This is a genomic window from Providencia lanzhouensis (assembly GCF_050469745.1).
GTDB classification, from domain to species: domain Bacteria; phylum Pseudomonadota; class Gammaproteobacteria; order Enterobacterales; family Enterobacteriaceae; genus Providencia; species Providencia lanzhouensis.
In genome coordinates this window covers 1,172,189-1,187,135 of sequence record NZ_CP174123.1, presented here as the reverse complement: position 1 = coordinate 1,187,135, position 14,947 = coordinate 1,172,189, and the positions used below count along the sequence as shown (strand labels likewise).

The window sequence follows — 14,947 nt, the reverse complement described above, 5'->3', positions numbered from 1 at the left end:
ACGGTTAACTTATTTGAAATTAAACCGCTCATTTTTGGTTGTTATTTTAGACTTTCTGCAAACTTTAACATTTTATCCAATGGTAATAGGGCTTTTTCACGCAGCTGTGCGTCTACATGAATTTGGTGCTCGATACCATTGCCTTCTAAAGCCGCTGTAATCGCCTGTAAGCCATTCATTGCCATCCAAGGACAATGGGCACAAGTTCTACATGTGGCCCCCTCACCTGCCGTTGGAGCAATATACAGTGACTTATCTGGACACGCTTGCTGCATTTTATAAAAAATACCCTTATCGGTCGCTACTATCATGGATGGGTTAGGCAACGTTTGTGCAGCTTTAATCAGTTGGCTAGTTGAACCGACAGCATCCGCTAAATCTACAACCGCCTGAGGCGATTCAGGATGAACCAATACCGCCGCTTCAGGATACATGGCTTTCATTTTCTCTAATGATTGGGTCTTAAATTCATCGTGAACGATACAAGCCCCTTGCCAACAAAGAATATCCGCGCCAGTTTGTTGTTGAACATAGCGCCCTAAGTGCTTATCCGGCGCCCAAATAATCTTTTCGCCGAGGCTATCTAAGTGTTCAATCAACTCCACCGCAATACTGGATGTCACGACCCAATCTGCACGGGCCTTTACCGCGGCTGACGTGTTCGCATACACCACCACAGTTCTGTCTGGGTGAGCATCACAGAAGCGGGCAAATTCTTCGTCTGGGCAGCCAATATCCAGCGAGCATTGTGCGTCGAGTGTTGGCATCAAGACATTTTTTTCTGGGCTTAGGATTTTGGCTGTTTCCCCCATAAATCGTACGCCAGCAACAACAAGGGTTGATGCATCATGTCGAGCGCCAAAACGCGCCATCTCAAGGGAGTCGGCAACACAGCCGCCAGTTTCTTCAGCTAATGCTTGTATTTCAGGATCGGTATAGTAATGGGCTATGATCACCGCATTTTTTTCGACCAATAATTGCTTAATGCGCTCACGATAAAATGCTTTCTGATCGGTATTTAACAGTGCTGGCTTAGGAGGAAAAGGATAAACAGCATGGTCAAAATCGATAAACTCGCTCATTTCTTGCCTCTGTTTAGTAGAAAGTTATTTTATGCTTATAAATATTCATAAAACCCCTAATTCTACATACTTTTGTTTTATATACTAAACAAGATACGCTTATTTGGCTAAGATGTCTCCAACCTTTTCACCTATAAGAGAATGATTTTATCATAGTGCCCTTTTTCACGATTTGTTTTTCGCTTTTATCCTCATTTGTCGGTATCTTAGCGGCTTCTGTTAACTCCAATAGGTTAGTTATGGAATCACCTGCAACGCTATTAAATAAAATAATTTCTATTTCACTACTCGAACCTAGAATCGAAGCCGTCATACTGACTGGATCTAGAGGGAGAGAATTAGACATCGATGGCTATTCAGACATCGATATTGAACTCATTGGTCATGGTGTGACTGCACTTTTCAATGATAAACAATGGGTTAGCCTTATTGCCAATCCATTAATCGCATTACATTTAGAAAATGGTGGTGAAAATGAGCTAGAAGATCCCACCTGCTTAGTAATTTATGAAGAGGGGCGCAAAGTAGATTTTACATTTGCAGAACCTTCTCGATTACTCAAAATGCAGCAACAAGGGTTAGATAGTACTTACTCACGTGGTTTCATGGTGCTGTTAGATAAAACCGGGATCACGGATGCACTACCGTCGCCTAATCCTCGCGTATTAAAACCTGCACCGTTAAGTGAACATCAGTTTAATGAACTGGTTACGGATTTTTGGTTTGAAGCACACCAGGTAGCAATTGCATTAACGCGTAATGAGCTATGGAGTGCTTGGTCAAGAAGTACTGACATGAAACGCTTCTTTCTCAGTTTACTTGAACAAACTGTTGCTCATGGAAATACACAGCATGATGTTTGGTATAACGGTAAACATTACCAGCAATGGATGCCTGTGCGTGTTATTCAAGCAACTGAAACGATTTTTGACTGTAGCACTGCGCAAAAAGCTGCATTATCTCTACATTGCTTGATGAGCCATTTTATGGAAGCGATGACTGAAGCCATTGAACTGTTTGGTTATCAAGATAACCGAGCGGTAGGTTTAAAAGTGCAAGAAATTGTTATCGGGATTTTAAAGGATAATGGGTTAATTCCAGAAAATCTGGAATAAATGGTATTAGGCTGGCGAGGGAATGCTGGTTTTTGGGGATTTAGTTTGGGTTTTTAAGATTTCAGAGATAGTCGCGCAGGATTACTCGGGCTTTGCCCTCGCCCTTCGGGTCGTTGCGGCAAGCGCAACGCTGTCTCGCTTCGCTCGGCTCGAACCTGAACGCAGCTTCTCACCTGCACTCAACGTACAATATGCAAATGACAGAGTTGTTTGGGATTGGGGAGTTTACTTGAGATGGTGGGTCGTGCAGGATTCGAACCTGCGACCAATTGATTAAAAGTCAACTGCTCTACCAACTGAGCTAACGACCCATCTAATTTTTTGATTTTCTGTACTAATATAATATCGAGAACGTACAGTATTCTTCGACCTCCGGTCTCACCCTACGGGCTGAACCTGCAACCATCTTATTAACAGTTAACAATTCTACCAACTGAGCTAACGACCCATCTGAAATACTTAAATTGTTTACTGCTTTTAGATGGTGGGTCGTGCAGGATTCGAACCTGCGACCAATTGATTAAAAGTCAACTGCTCTACCAACTGAGCTAACGACCCATCTAATTTCTTGCTTTTCTGTACTAATATAATGTCGAGAACGTACAGAATTCTTCGACCTTCGGTCTCACCCTACGGGTTGAACCTGCAACCATCTTATTAACAGTTAACAATTCTACCAACTGAGCTAACGCCCCATCTTTGCTGCTTAAATTGTTTACTGTTTTAGATGGTGGGTCGTGCAGGATTCGAACCTGCGACCAATTGATTAAAAGTCAACTGCTCTACCAACTGAGCTAACGACCCATCTAAATGTTTTTAGAATCAATGTTTAATCGATTCTTGCTGATATGACTCGGATTTATCAACCCGCGCTTTCTCGTATCAACGGCGGCTTATATTACTGATTTCTGACGAGGGTGCAATGGTTTTTTTTAAAAAAAAGATTAAGTGCACACTAAACATACGGATAACCCCGAAATATTCGGCTACATCGCTTCGGGGTTATCAATTACAGTGTACTGAGCTTCTTCTCTGCAAGTTTTGCACCAGAACTATTTGGGTATTGTTGTAATACCTGCTGGTAAACAGCCTTCGCTTTATCTTTCTGTCCCTTATCTTGCATGATCAACCCCACTTTAAATAAGGCTTCACTGCTTTTTTGAGACTTAGGATACTGCTTAACTACAGTCGCAAAGTAGAATGCGGCGTCATCCTTGCTACCTTTGTTGTAGTTTAACTGTCCTAGCCAATAGTTGGCATTCGATTGATATCCAGATTTTGGATATGTTTTGATAAACCCTTGTAATGCACCAATCGCTTCATCAATCTGTGCTTTGGACTTACTTTCCATTGCCAGTTTAACAGCTGCATTGTAATCATCTTTTTCATTACCGCCGGAGCTTGCAGCTGGCGTATCTGAAGAAGATGATTGCGCATTTGATGCACTAGTATCAGTTGCATCTGAAGAGCTTGAAGAATCACCACCACTCGCTTTGTCTAATTGCATGTACAAATCTTTTTGGCGCTCAACAACTTGATTCAATTTGTATTCACTTTCTTGAATCTGTCCACGTAACATATCAATATCACGTTGGTTATCGGCTAATTGCTGCTGGATTTGATAAATCATTTGACCTTGAGAGCTAACAGCGGTCTCAAGTTGAGTGAGGCGGTCTGCGGAAGAACCCGATCCGACATTGTTGATTGGCGCTTGGGCAATAGCGGCCCAAGGGGCCGCTACGCCAACCAATAACGACAGACCAACTAGTAATTGTCTGAAGTTACTGTTCATAATAGATAATTTCGCTTATCTATTAGTATGCAATGACTGCACGACGGTTTTTCGCGTAGTCTGCTTCAGTGTGACCTAACACAGCTGGTTTTTCTTTACCGTAAGAAACCAGTGAAACTTGGTCACCTGAAACGCCTTTGCTTTGCAGATACATTTTAACTGCGTTAGCACGACGCTCGCCCAGTGCGATGTTGTATTCTGGAGTACCGCGCTCATCCGCATGGCCTTCAACAACAACACGTACAGATGGGTTGCTACGCAGGAATGCTGCGTGTGCATCTAACATTTCAGCGTACTCTGGAGATACGTTGTATTTATCGAAACCAAAGTAAACAGTGTTGTTCTGTTGCAGTTGTTCCATTTGCTGACGTGCCAGCTCTTCCGCAGACAGACCAGTGTTAGTTTGATTCATAGAAGAATCATCACCAGTTTGGTCGTTGTTTTTGTTAGAGCTACAAGCTGCGACTGCCATGATTGGTAATGCGATCATCAGCCCTTTAAGCACTTTATTCAGTTGCATCGTTTTGATCCTTAATATTTTTGCCACACATTATTATTATGCATCACAGATACGGCGACCAGGCAGGGAATTTAACCTGTCCATCGGTTGCCGGAAGACGCGCTTTGAAACGCCCGTCGGTCGAAACTAGCTGCAATATAGTCCCCAAGCCTTGAGAGGAGCTATAAATTACCATAGTGCCGTTAGGTGCGATACTCGGCGTTTCATCTAGAAACGTTGACGTTAAATATTCAACGTTACCCGTTGCCAGATCCTGTTTGGCGATATGTTGCTGACCGCCCCCGGAGCTGACCATCACTAAGAAAGTTCCATCCGGGCTTACATCAGCATCCTGATTTTGTGATCCTTCATAGGAGACACGAACAGGACTACCACCATTAATATTCATTTTATAAATCTGCGGACGTCCTGCCTGATCAGAGGTATAAACTAAAGTTTGGCTATCCGGCATCCAGCTTGGTTCAGTATTGTTACTACGACCATCTGTTACTTGACGAATTTGACCACTACCTAAGTCCATCACATATAAATTCAGGCTGCCTGTCTTAGACAGAGCAAAAGCTAGTTTAGTCCCATCTGGTGAGAATGCAGGTGCCCCATTATGACGTGGGAATGATGCAACCTGACGAACCGCACCACTTGATAGAGTCTGGATAACTAGCGCAGAACTACCACTTTCAAACGTTACGTACGCAATCTTTTGGCCATCTGGTGACCAAGCTGGCGACATTAAAGGTTCTGGCGAACGGTGAACCGTAAATTGGTTAAAACCGTCATAGTCAGAAACTCGTAATTCAAACGGATATTGACCGCCGTTGGTCTTCACCACGTAAGCAATACGTGTACGGAAAGCACCACGGATACCAGTCAATTTCTCAAATACTTCATCACTTGCAGTATGCGCTGCATAGCGTAACCAATCTTTGGTCACTTTAAATTGGTTTTGCGCTAAAACTGCACCTGGGTTAGCGGCAACATCCACTAACTGATAGCTAACAACAAAGCTACCATCAGCTGCTGGTTGAACTTGACCAACAACAACCGCGTTAATGCCTAACGCAGTCCAAGCTTCTGGCGTCACTTCTGAAGCCGTGCCAGGTTGCTGAGGCATGCGGCTTGGTTCAATAGGGTTAAATTTACCACTATTGCGTAAATCAGCACCGACAATTCCGCCCACTTCTTGTGGCGGCGCACCCGCGCCAGCCCATTTAAATGGGACAACGCCAATTGGCTGAGCTGAGTTAACACCTTCAGTAATCTCAATACGGATCTCTGCCTGAGCAACAGTAGCCCATAGCATTAAGAACCCGAGAACTATTTTAAACGCATGCTTCATCCTAATCTCCCTTACTGCGATATTCACCACCGCAATAATTCGCTGAATTTTAACAAAGGTATACTAACAAAACTAGATAGCACACAAACTATTTATTACATTGCCTCAAAATTTACAATACAGACTGCTCTGAGTTGTTGAAAATCAAGGCTTAAATACCAATGTGCTACCCGATTTATTAAACGTATCATAGACCTCTCTGCTAGGTGGTTTTGGCATAGTCGCAAGTTTTGCTGCTCTCATTGCCGCCTCACATAACGCGGGATCATTTGCTGGATTATTTTTCGGTGAAATATTCACCAATAATCCATCTGGTGCTAACTTCAATTGCAGTTCACAAGTACGTCCACGATAACTTTCTGAGTCATAGAATTTACTTTGAACAGCAGCCTTAATTTTACCGGCATAGCTATCAACATCAGCATTCGATGCGCCTGATTTTTTACCACCACCGCTACCCGCAGCTGTTTGTCCACCTTGCTTGCTTGGCCCTGATGCAGTTAAATCACCCAGCAAATCATCAACAGATGATGCACTTTTCGCAGCTTCAGCTTCAGCTTTGGCTTTAGCTGCTTTTGCTTTAGCTTCTTTGTCCGCTTTTTCTTTAGCTTCTTTATCTGCCTTAGCCTTAGCTTCTTTGTCAGCTTTCGCTTTAGCATCAGCTTTAGCTTTGGCTTCTTTATCAGCTTTAGCTTTAGCGTCAGCTTCCGCTTTTTCTTTAGCTTCTTTTTCTGCCTTAGCCTTAGCAGCTTCAGCTTCTTTCTTAGCTTGTGCGTCAGCTTTTTCTTTCGCTGCCGCTTGCTCTTTTACGAGTTTTTCTTTTTCAGCTTTGGCTTGAGCAGCAGCTTCTTCCGCTATTTTTTGCTCTTCCTTCGCTTTTTTAGCCGCATCTAAGGCTTGTTTTTTCTGCTCTTCAGCTTGTTTTTGCTGTTGTTCGGTTTCTCGCTGAGTTTGGATCCGTTCTTCTTCAAGTTTTTGCAGACGTTTTTGTTCCTGCTCTTGCTTTTCTCTTAGCTCAGCATCTTGTTTTTGTTGCTGTTCTTTACGTTCTTTAGCTACTTGCTGGGAGCTTTTTTGCTGCTGCTGAGATTGATTATATTGCTCAACAACTGCGCCTGGATCGACCATCACAGCATCAATGACCGTTCCCTCTTCCCCACCGCCGCCAAGTTGGACGACTGTCACTAAAGAGCCTATAACGATCAAAGCAATCAATAAGATGTGCAGCCCAGCTGACATCAATAATGAGCGCTTCAAATCATCTTGTTTCTCTTTTGTCTTTCCCACTCTGGTTTCCAAAAAAAGAATCGATTCTTTTCAACTAGATCCGCGCCACTCTCAAAGTGGCGTCAGCAAATTAAATAGGTTGAGTCATCAAACCAACAGATTTGATCCCAGCACCATGTAACATGTTCAGCGCCTTAATGACTTCGTCATAAGGAACTTCTTTCGCACCACCAATTAGGAAAATCGTTTTCGGATTTTTTTCTAACTGCTCTTTTGCGACTGCTGAAATTTGTTCAGGTGGCAGTAACTCCATGCGCTCACCATCGACCAATAAATTATATTGATCAACACCCGCCACTTCTAAAATGACGGGCGGATTATCACTGGATGAGACGGTTTGGGTATCTGTTGCATCCGGCAAATCAACTTCCACGCTCTGAGAGATAATGGGTGCAGTTGCCATGAAAATCAGCAAAAGCACCAACAATACGTCCAGTAATGGAACAATGTTGATTTCGGATTTTAGCTCACGTCTGCGACTATTGCGCGCCATTCGCTTTTTCTCCCCGTCTTATTTCTTATCAGCAGAGAATGCTTGACGATGCAGGATAGCTAGGAATTCTTCCATAAAGTTATCGTAGCTTTGCTCAAGTTTATTCACACGTAAATTTAAGCGGTTGTACGCCATAACAGCTGGAATTGCAGCAAATAGACCGATTGCTGTTGCGATCAGAGCTTCCGCAATACCCGGAGCAACCATTTGTAATGTTGCTTGTTTTACCGCACCCAGTGCGATAAAAGCATGCATGATCCCCCAAACGGTACCAAACAGACCAATATAAGGGCTAATTGATCCTACGGTACCTAAAAATGGGATATGCGATTCAACGGATTCCAACTCACGATTCATCGAAATGCGCATAGCACGAGATGCACCAGTAACTACCGCATCAGGCGCATGAATATTAGCTTGATGTAAGCGAACAAACTCTTTGAAGCCAGAGTAAAAAATTTGTTCTGCACCACCTAATGCATCACGGCGAGCTTGGCTTTCTTTATATAATCGGGACAGCTCGATACCTGACCAGAATTTATCTTCAAATGCTTCCGCTTCGCGCGTGGCGGCATTTAAAACTTTTGTTCTCTGGATAATAATCGCCCACGATGCAATAGAAAAACCGATCAAAACGAACATAATCAGCTGAACCAATAGGCTCGCTTTTAGGAATAAATCCAAGATATTCATGTCAGTCACTGCTTAAACTCCGCGACAATAGACTTAGGAAGCGCTTTCGGCTTCATTTTAGATGTGTCCACACAAGCAATTAGGGCTGTCGCCCCACAAAGCAAGTTACCTTGCAAATCAACTAACCTTTGCTGAAAGAGTAAAGAAGCGCGTTTTATTTCAACGACTTCCGTTTCTACTTCCAGCAGGTCATCTAACCGAGCGCCCTTAATAAAGTCAATGGTCATACTACGGACGACAAAACCAAGGTTCTCAGCGAGTAAACTTTGTTGGTTAATACCTTTATTCCGCAACATTTCTGTTCTTGCCCGCTCAAAAAAAGCCAGATAACGTGCATGATATACAACTCCCCCCGCATCTGTATCTTCATAATACACGCGGACAGGCCAGCGAAATAACATAAAAAAACCACTCCGTCTTAGGTTAAATTAATTAACGGTGTCACTATACGCAAGACAGTGCCGCTTTGGAATCACTTTGCAGGTAAAGATATCAAAAATAATTGCGGGTCGCATGACCCACAATCTGAATTTAGATTAACTAAAGACTTTTACAAGTCCCCAGATAAGAATGATGGCGGCAGGTAATGGGTGGAACAGCACTCGCCACATCAATTTATTGGGTAGGAAACCCACTCCAAAAATGATGGCGCTGCAAGTTGCCCATATCATGAGAAGACCTTGCCAGATTGGAAATGCACTGGTATTGGCTGCAAACAGGGAAGGATCCCACATTACTGCGCCAGCGGTTACTAAAGCTAATATAAGGATAAGGGCCCTTATCGGGCCCTTTCCTAATAGCTGATAGGATTTATCCATCAGCATACTATTTACTCACCATCTTTAGCTGTTTTAGCTTCTTTTGCACTTTCAGAGTGCTCAAGGGCTAATGCTGCAATCACTGCAAAACTACAAGCTAACAGAGTGCCGAGGATCCAGGCGAAATACCACATATGTTATGCTCCTTAATACAGTGAATGCTTGTTGCTTTCGATAAAGTTTTTGTCCAAACGGCCAAACATTTTGTAGTAACACCAAGCGGTGTAACACAGAATAATTGGAACAAAAATGATAGCAACCACAGTCATAACTTGCAGAGTGAACAGGCTAGATGTCGCATCCCACATGGTCAAGCTTGCATTTGGCATGATGCTTGAAGGCATGACGAACGGGAACATTGCAACACCACATGTCAAGATAATGCAAGCGATAGTCAATGATGAGAACAGGAACGCCCAACCATTTTTATCTGCTTTAGTTGCAATCATCGTTAACAGTGGTAATGCCAGACCCAGACCAGGTAAAGCCCACAGGATTGGATACGTATTAAAGTTAGTTAACCATGCACCAGAAACAACTTCTACAGTTTTGTTCAGTGGGTTAGACGGGCTTAATGTATCAATCGTTGAAGTCACAACATAACCATCGATACCCATCACTAACCATACGCCAGCACCAGCAAAAGCAGCTAAAGTGATAAACGCACAGATGTAAGTTGCTTTACGGGTACGTAAGTGCAGTTCGCCAGTTGTACGCATTTGCAGATAAGTTGCACCTTGGGTAACAATCATCATTAAACCGACAACGCCAGCTAACAGACCGTATGGGTTCAGCAGACCAAACAGGTTACCGGTATAAGTCAGATACTGCTGGTTATCGATTTGCAGTGGAACACCCAGTAACAGGTTACCAAACGCAACACCGATAACTAACGGAGGCACGAAACCACCGATGAACAAACCCCAGTCCCACATGCTACGCCATTTTGGGTTCTCCAGTTTAGAACGGTAGTCGAAACCAACCGGACGGAAGAACAATGCAGCTAATACCAAAATCATAGCGACATAGAAGCCAGAGAATGAAGCAGCATAAACCTGAGGCCATGCAGCGAACATTGCACCACCCGCAGTGATTAACCAAACTTGGTTACCATCCCAGTGCGGTGCAACAGCATTAATCATAACGCGGCGTTCAGTATCTGTTTTACCTAAGATAGGTAATAAGAAGCCTACGCCCATGTCAAAGCCATCCGTGACGGCAAATCCAATCAGCAGTACGCCGATAAGGATCCACCACACAAATCGAAGAACTTCATAATCAAACATAAGTGGACTCCTGTTTACTGAACGTCGTGTGCTGAACTATTTTTCTGTTCAAAATGGTAACGACCGGTTTTCAGGCTGCTAGGCCCTTTGCGAGCGAATTTGAACATTAAGAACATTTCGGCAATCAAGAACAGTGTATACAGACCACAGATCAGAGCCATAGAGAAGATCAGGTCTTGTGGGGTTAAGTTAGAGTGTGCGACCGAAACTGGTAACACTTCACCAATTGCCCACGGTTGACGACCATACTCAGCCACGAACCAGCCTGATTCAATAGCAATCCATGGTAATGGAATACCAAACAGAGCCAGACGAAGCAGCAGTTTGCTCTTACCAATACGGTTACGAACAACTGACAGGAATGCCCAACCGATGATTAACAGTAACGCGAAGCCAACTGCAACCATGATACGGAATGCCCAGAACAGTGGTGCAACATTAGGAATACTGTCTTTAACCGCTTTCTGAATTTGTTCTTCTGTCGCATCAACAACGTTTGGTGTGTATTGTTTTAACAGAAGACCATAGCCAAGGTCTTTTTTACTTGCTTCGAATGCAGCACGCAGTTCTGGGCTCTTATCACCAGCTAACAGCTGTTGTAATTGACCATAAGAAACCATACCGTTACGGATACGGACTTCGTGTTGCTTCATCAGATCTTTCAGACCTAATACTGGCGTGTCGATAGAACGCGTTGCAATAATACCCATCGCCCATGGAATTGAGATAGAGAATGTATTCTCTTGTTTCTCATTGCTTGGGAATGCGATTAGGTTAAATGCAGCTGGAGGCGCATGGGTTTCCCACTCTGCTTCAACAGCGGCCAGCTTCGTTTTCTGCACGTCACCCATTTCGTAACCTGATTCATCACCAAGAACGATAACAGAGAGAACAGCAGCCATACCAAAGCTTGCAGCAATTGCAAAAGAGCGCTTAGCGAATGCCAAGTCACGACCTTTAAGCATGTAGTAAGAGCTGATACCCAGAATGAACATGGCACCAGTACAATAACCAGCAGCAACTGTGTGAACGAATTTAACTTGCGCAACTGGGTTCAGGACTAGCTCAGAGAAGCTAACCATTTCCATACGCATTGTTTCGTAGTTGAAGTCTGCAGCGATAGGGTTTTGCATCCAACCGTTCGCAACCAGAATCCACAGCGCAGAGAAGTTAGAACCTAAAGCAACTAACCAAGTCACCGCAAGGTGCTGAGTTTTGCTTAAACGATCCCAACCGAAGAAGAATAAACCAACAAAGGTAGATTCTAAGAAGAATGCCATCAGACCTTCGATTGCCAGAGGCGCACCGAAGATATCTCCAACATAGTGGGCGTAGTATGACCAGTTAGTCCCGAATTGGAACTCCATAGTCAGACCAGTCGCAACACCCAGAGCGAAGTTAATACCAAATAACTTGCCCCAGAACTTAGTCATATCTTTATAAATTTGTTTACCAGACAGCACATATACCGTCTCCATAATCGCAAGCAAAAACGCCATACCGAGCGTTAATGGAACGAACAGGAAGTGATACATCGCAGTTAAGGCAAACTGTAATCGTGACAGTTCGACAATATCAAACATCTTGACTCCTTGCTCCTAGCAGGAAGACACCGACTTGCGGCAACCCAGCTTCCAGTGTTAAACGGGAAAGCCTCTTAACTACCAGCAAAAAATGCCTCAAAACAACAAATAATTAACAAAAGTAAAAGAAAAAACCTACCATAATAATAGTACGCCTATCTTCACATACAATAAACTTCTTTTACGTGATTCAGATTTGAATTCTGAAGTTATATCAATAATTATACCCTTTAATAGAAAAATGAGTATTTGATCGAGCACCAATTTAAGCAATTTGGGCAAATAAAGCTAGTGGTAATAAATTGATTTACGTCAATTTTTTCTCACTTGTTAATTGCTCTCGACCCGATTCAAATAATAGTTAGACAGTTGTTAACTATCTGTTATTTTAATTGATATAGGTTTTTTTACTTTTTTAATAAGATTAAAACAAAATGATAACTTTTGTTTTTCTCAATCTAAAAAAGAATGCTTATTTATAATAGCAGCCCATTTCTAAATTATTACTTTATTTATTAATAAAGATAATTATCGTAAAAAAAGCCCTATATTCAGTTAATCAAAATAATCTAAAAATAAAAAAATTGATCTAATATCAAATTAGACCATTTCCCATTTTGTGCTATTTCATATTCAATAATAAACTTACCCAAAACGTACTATTTATGCTGACTTATTTTGGTATTACTCACTAAAAACCCTACATTTTAAGCTTTTAGTAGAAATTACATGAAATAAGTACAGTTATTAGCCATAAAAAAACCCGCGCTTCCTAGAAAGCACGGGCTTCGTCTCTTACGTGATACGAGCTATAAGCTCATATTGCGCTTATTTGTTTAGCATAGACTTCACAGCATCGCCGATATCAGCCAAGCTACGTACAGTTTTCACGCCAGCGGCTTCTAAAGCAGCAAATTTCTCGTCGGCAGTACCTTTACCACCAGCGATAATTGCACCAGCATGTCCCATACGCTTACCTTTAGGTGCAGTTACACCCGCGATATAACCAACAACTGGCTTAGTGACGTGCTCTTTGATGTATGCAGCCGCTTCTTCTTCCGCGTTACCACCGATTTCACCGATCATCACGATCGCTTCAGTTTGTGGGTCTTCTTGGAATAATTTCAGGATATCGATAAAGTTTGAACCAGGAATTGGGTCACCACCGATACCAACGCAAGTTGATTGACCTAAACCTGCATCCGTTGTTTGTTTTACCGCTTCATAAGTCAGTGTACCTGAACGTGAAACGATACCAACTTTACCTGGCATATGAATGTGGCCAGGTTGGATACCGATTTTGCACTCGCCCGGAGTGATAACACCTGGGCAGTTAGGGCCAATCATACGAACACCAGCTTCGTCTAATTTCACTTTAACAGTCAGCATATCCAGTGTTGGAATACCTTCTGTGATAGTGATGATCAGTTTGATGCCTGCATCAATCGCTTCAAGGATAGAATCCTTACAAAATGGTGCTGGTACGTAGATAACAGATGCTGTTGCACCGGTTGCTTCTACTGCTTCACGCACAGTGTTAAATACCGGTAAACCTAGGTGAGTTGTACCACCTTTACCTGGCGTTACACCGCCAACCATTTTTGTACCGTAAGCAATAGCTTGTTCGGAGTGGAAAGTACCTTGACCGCCAGTGAATCCTTGGCAAATTACTTTGGTGTTTTTATCGATTAAAATAGACATTATTTAGCCTCCGCCGCTGCTACTGCTTTCTTAGCTGCATCTGTCAGGCTGTTTGCAGCGATAATATTTAAGCCGCTGTCTGCCAGTTTTTTCGCACCTAACTCTGCATTGTTACCTTCTAAACGTACAACTACTGGTACATTCACGCCAACTTCTTCTACTGCACCAATGATGCCGTCTGCAATCAGGTCACAGCGAACGATACCACCAAAAATGTTTACGAATACAGCTTTAACGCTCTTATCCGAAAGAATGATTTTAAACGCTTCAGTTACGCGTTCTTTGGTTGCACCGCCACCAACGTCAAGGAAGTTAGCTGGCGCACCGCCGTGCAGTTTAACGATATCCATGGTACCCATTGCAAGGCCCGCACCGTTAACCATACAGCCGATATTACCATCCAGAGCAACGTAGTTAAGTTCCCACTTAGCCGCTTGAGCTTCACGTGCATCTTCTTGAGATGGATCGTGCATTTCACGCATTTCAGCTTGACGATACAGAGCGTTGCTATCCACGCCTAATTTACCATCTAAGCAAACTAAATCGCCTTCAGTATTGATAACTAATGGGTTAACTTCGATCAGCGCTAAATCACGCTCTAAGAACATGGTTGCTAAGCCCATGAAGATTTTAGCGAATTGGCTAACTTGTTTACCCGTTAAGCCTAATTTGAATGCCAGTTCACGACCTTGATATGGCATTGGGCCAGTCAGCGGATCGATAACGGCTTTGTGGATCAGTTCTGGTGTTTCTTCAGCAACTTTTTCAATTTCAACGCCGCCTTCAGTTGAAGCCATGAATACAACGCGACGTGTACCACGGTCCACGACTGCACCTAAATACAGTTCTTTAGCGATGTCAGTCGCGCTTTCAACCAAAATTTGGTTAACCGGCTGACCATTTGCATCAGTTTGGTAAGTAACCAGATTCTTACCTAACCATTTTTCAGCAAATTCACGGATGTCATTGATATCTTTTGTAACTTTTACGCCGCCAGCTTTACCACGTCCACCTGCGTGAACTTGGCATTTGATAACCCATGGACCATTACCGATTTTTTTCGCCGCAGCTACTGCTTCTTCTACTGATGAACAGGCATAACCAGTTGGAGCTGGTAAACCATAGCGTGTAAAAAGCTGTTTTGCCTGATACTCGTGTAAATTCATGATGTTCTATCCATAATTGAGTCTGGAGGAGCGTTTATCGCCCCTTGCAATTGTTACAGATTTAGCAGCCAGCGA

The 14,947-nt window shown here is 43.0% G+C and carries 15 protein-coding genes, 3 tRNA genes and 1 other RNA gene; 1 reads left to right on the top strand and 18 read right to left on the bottom strand.

Features of this window, described 5'->3' with window-relative positions; all coding sequences use genetic code 11:
- Positions 1-41: 41 nt before the first annotated feature.
- Complete coding sequence (gene nadA / locus ACIH2S_RS05430; protein ID WP_108479386.1) at positions 42-1,082, bottom strand: quinolinate synthase NadA; 1,041 nt, start codon at positions 1,080-1,082, stop codon at positions 42-44.
- 239 nt (positions 1,083-1,321) lie between these two features.
- Here nadA and ACIH2S_RS05425 point away from each other — a divergent pair, with 239 nt between their 5' ends.
- Entirely contained in the window at positions 1,322-2,197 is an 876-nt protein-coding gene (locus tag ACIH2S_RS05425) for an aminoglycoside 6-adenylyltransferase (RefSeq protein ID WP_272534717.1), read from the top strand.
- Between the two features lie 64 nt (positions 2,198-2,261).
- On the opposite strand, the gene ACIH2S_RS05420 is transcribed toward ACIH2S_RS05425, so the two are convergent.
- The 17 genes from ACIH2S_RS05420 to sucC form a co-directional block, all read right to left on the bottom strand.
- Positions 2,262-2,390, bottom strand: a non-coding RNA gene (locus ACIH2S_RS05420) — RtT sRNA.
- A gap of 42 nt (positions 2,391-2,432) precedes the next feature.
- A tRNA-Lys gene (locus ACIH2S_RS05415) sits at positions 2,433-2,508 on the bottom strand.
- Between the two features lie 171 nt (positions 2,509-2,679).
- Positions 2,680-2,755, bottom strand: a tRNA-Lys gene (locus ACIH2S_RS05410).
- A 170-nt stretch (positions 2,756-2,925) separates the two neighbouring features.
- A tRNA-Lys gene (locus ACIH2S_RS05405) sits at positions 2,926-3,001 on the bottom strand.
- A gap of 205 nt (positions 3,002-3,206) precedes the next feature.
- Positions 3,207-3,989, bottom strand: a complete 783-nt coding sequence (gene cpoB / locus ACIH2S_RS05400) for a cell division protein CpoB (protein WP_036947759.1) — start codon at positions 3,987-3,989, stop codon at positions 3,207-3,209.
- Between the two features lie 22 nt (positions 3,990-4,011).
- Complete coding sequence (gene pal, locus ACIH2S_RS05395) at positions 4,012-4,509, bottom strand: peptidoglycan-associated lipoprotein Pal (RefSeq protein ID WP_006660438.1); 498 nt, start codon at positions 4,507-4,509, stop codon at positions 4,012-4,014.
- A 43-nt stretch (positions 4,510-4,552) separates the two neighbouring features.
- Entirely contained in the window at positions 4,553-5,845 is a 1,293-nt protein-coding gene (gene tolB / locus ACIH2S_RS05390; RefSeq protein WP_036947763.1) for a Tol-Pal system beta propeller repeat protein TolB, read from the bottom strand.
- Positions 5,846-5,989: 144 nt separating this feature from the next.
- A complete protein-coding gene (gene tolA / locus ACIH2S_RS05385; protein ID WP_430248221.1) occupies positions 5,990-7,132 on the bottom strand; it encodes a cell envelope integrity protein TolA in 1,143 nt (380 codons plus the stop codon).
- Positions 7,133-7,202: 70 nt separating this feature from the next.
- On the bottom strand, positions 7,203-7,625 hold the full coding sequence (gene tolR, locus ACIH2S_RS05380) for a colicin uptake protein TolR (RefSeq protein WP_036947778.1): 423 nt from the start codon (positions 7,623-7,625) through the stop codon (positions 7,203-7,205).
- An 18-nt stretch (positions 7,626-7,643) separates the two neighbouring features.
- Positions 7,644-8,327, bottom strand: a complete 684-nt coding sequence (tolQ, locus tag ACIH2S_RS05375; RefSeq protein WP_036947783.1) for a Tol-Pal system protein TolQ — start codon at positions 8,325-8,327, stop codon at positions 7,644-7,646.
- Entirely contained in the window at positions 8,324-8,719 is a 396-nt protein-coding gene (ybgC, locus tag ACIH2S_RS05370) for a tol-pal system-associated acyl-CoA thioesterase (protein WP_036947785.1), read from the bottom strand. The genes tolQ and ybgC overlap by 4 nt, the downstream gene beginning before the upstream one ends.
- Positions 8,720-8,854: 135 nt before the next feature.
- The gene (ybgE, locus tag ACIH2S_RS05365) at positions 8,855-9,142 is read right to left on the bottom strand and encodes a cyd operon protein YbgE (protein ID WP_036947787.1); all 288 of its coding nucleotides are present in this window, start codon (positions 9,140-9,142) and stop codon (positions 8,855-8,857) included.
- Positions 9,143-9,147: 5 nt separating this feature from the next.
- Positions 9,148-9,270 (bottom strand): cytochrome bd-I oxidase subunit CydX, encoded by a 123-nt coding sequence (gene cydX / locus ACIH2S_RS05360; protein ID WP_006660445.1) that lies wholly within the window; start codon positions 9,268-9,270, stop codon positions 9,148-9,150.
- 12 nt (positions 9,271-9,282) lie between these two features.
- Positions 9,283-10,422, bottom strand: coding sequence for a cytochrome d ubiquinol oxidase subunit II (gene cydB / locus ACIH2S_RS05355; protein WP_036947789.1), 1,140 nt, complete (start codon positions 10,420-10,422; stop codon positions 9,283-9,285).
- Positions 10,423-10,436: 14 nt separating this feature from the next.
- Positions 10,437-12,005, bottom strand: coding sequence for a cytochrome ubiquinol oxidase subunit I (gene cydA / locus ACIH2S_RS05350; RefSeq protein WP_036947791.1), 1,569 nt, complete (start codon positions 12,003-12,005; stop codon positions 10,437-10,439).
- Positions 12,006-12,833: 828 nt separating this feature from the next.
- Positions 12,834-13,706, bottom strand: a complete 873-nt coding sequence (gene sucD, locus ACIH2S_RS05345) for a succinate--CoA ligase subunit alpha (RefSeq protein WP_036947794.1) — start codon at positions 13,704-13,706, stop codon at positions 12,834-12,836.
- A complete protein-coding gene (sucC, locus tag ACIH2S_RS05340; protein ID WP_006660449.1) occupies positions 13,706-14,872 on the bottom strand; it encodes an ADP-forming succinate--CoA ligase subunit beta in 1,167 nt (388 codons plus the stop codon). Before sucC ends, sucD begins: the two co-directional genes overlap by 1 nt.
- Between the last annotated feature and the right edge of the window lie 75 nt (positions 14,873-14,947).

Excerpts from the sequence above, each read along its gene's own strand:
- nadA (WP_108479386.1), bottom strand. The coding sequence starts at position 1,082 with ATGAGCGAGTTTATCGATTTTGACCATGCTGTTTATCCTTTTCCTCCT.
- tolR (WP_036947778.1), bottom strand. The coding sequence starts at position 7,625 with ATGGCGCGCAATAGTCGCAGACGTGAGCTAAAATCCGAAATCAACATT.
- ybgC (WP_036947785.1), bottom strand. The coding sequence starts at position 8,719 with ATGTTATTTCGCTGGCCTGTCCGCGTGTATTATGAAGATACAGATGCG.
- ybgE (WP_036947787.1), bottom strand. The coding sequence starts at position 9,142 with ATGCTGATGGATAAATCCTATCAGCTATTAGGAAAGGGCCCGATAAGG.
- pal (WP_006660438.1), bottom strand. The coding sequence starts at position 4,509 with ATGCAACTGAATAAAGTGCTTAAAGGGCTGATGATCGCATTACCAATC.
- cydA (WP_036947791.1), bottom strand. The coding sequence starts at position 12,005 with ATGTTTGATATTGTCGAACTGTCACGATTACAGTTTGCCTTAACTGCG.
- sucD (WP_036947794.1), bottom strand. The coding sequence starts at position 13,706 with ATGTCTATTTTAATCGATAAAAACACCAAAGTAATTTGCCAAGGATTC.
- tolB (WP_036947763.1), bottom strand. The coding sequence starts at position 5,845 with ATGAAGCATGCGTTTAAAATAGTTCTCGGGTTCTTAATGCTATGGGCT.
- sucC (WP_006660449.1), bottom strand. The coding sequence starts at position 14,872 with ATGAATTTACACGAGTATCAGGCAAAACAGCTTTTTACACGCTATGGT.
- cydB (WP_036947789.1), bottom strand. The coding sequence starts at position 10,422 with ATGTTTGATTATGAAGTTCTTCGATTTGTGTGGTGGATCCTTATCGGC.
- ACIH2S_RS05425 (WP_272534717.1), top strand. The coding sequence starts at position 1,322 with ATGGAATCACCTGCAACGCTATTAAATAAAATAATTTCTATTTCACTA.
- cpoB (WP_036947759.1), bottom strand. The coding sequence starts at position 3,989 with ATGAACAGTAACTTCAGACAATTACTAGTTGGTCTGTCGTTATTGGTT.
- cydX (WP_006660445.1), bottom strand. The coding sequence starts at position 9,270 with ATGTGGTATTTCGCCTGGATCCTCGGCACTCTGTTAGCTTGTAGTTTT.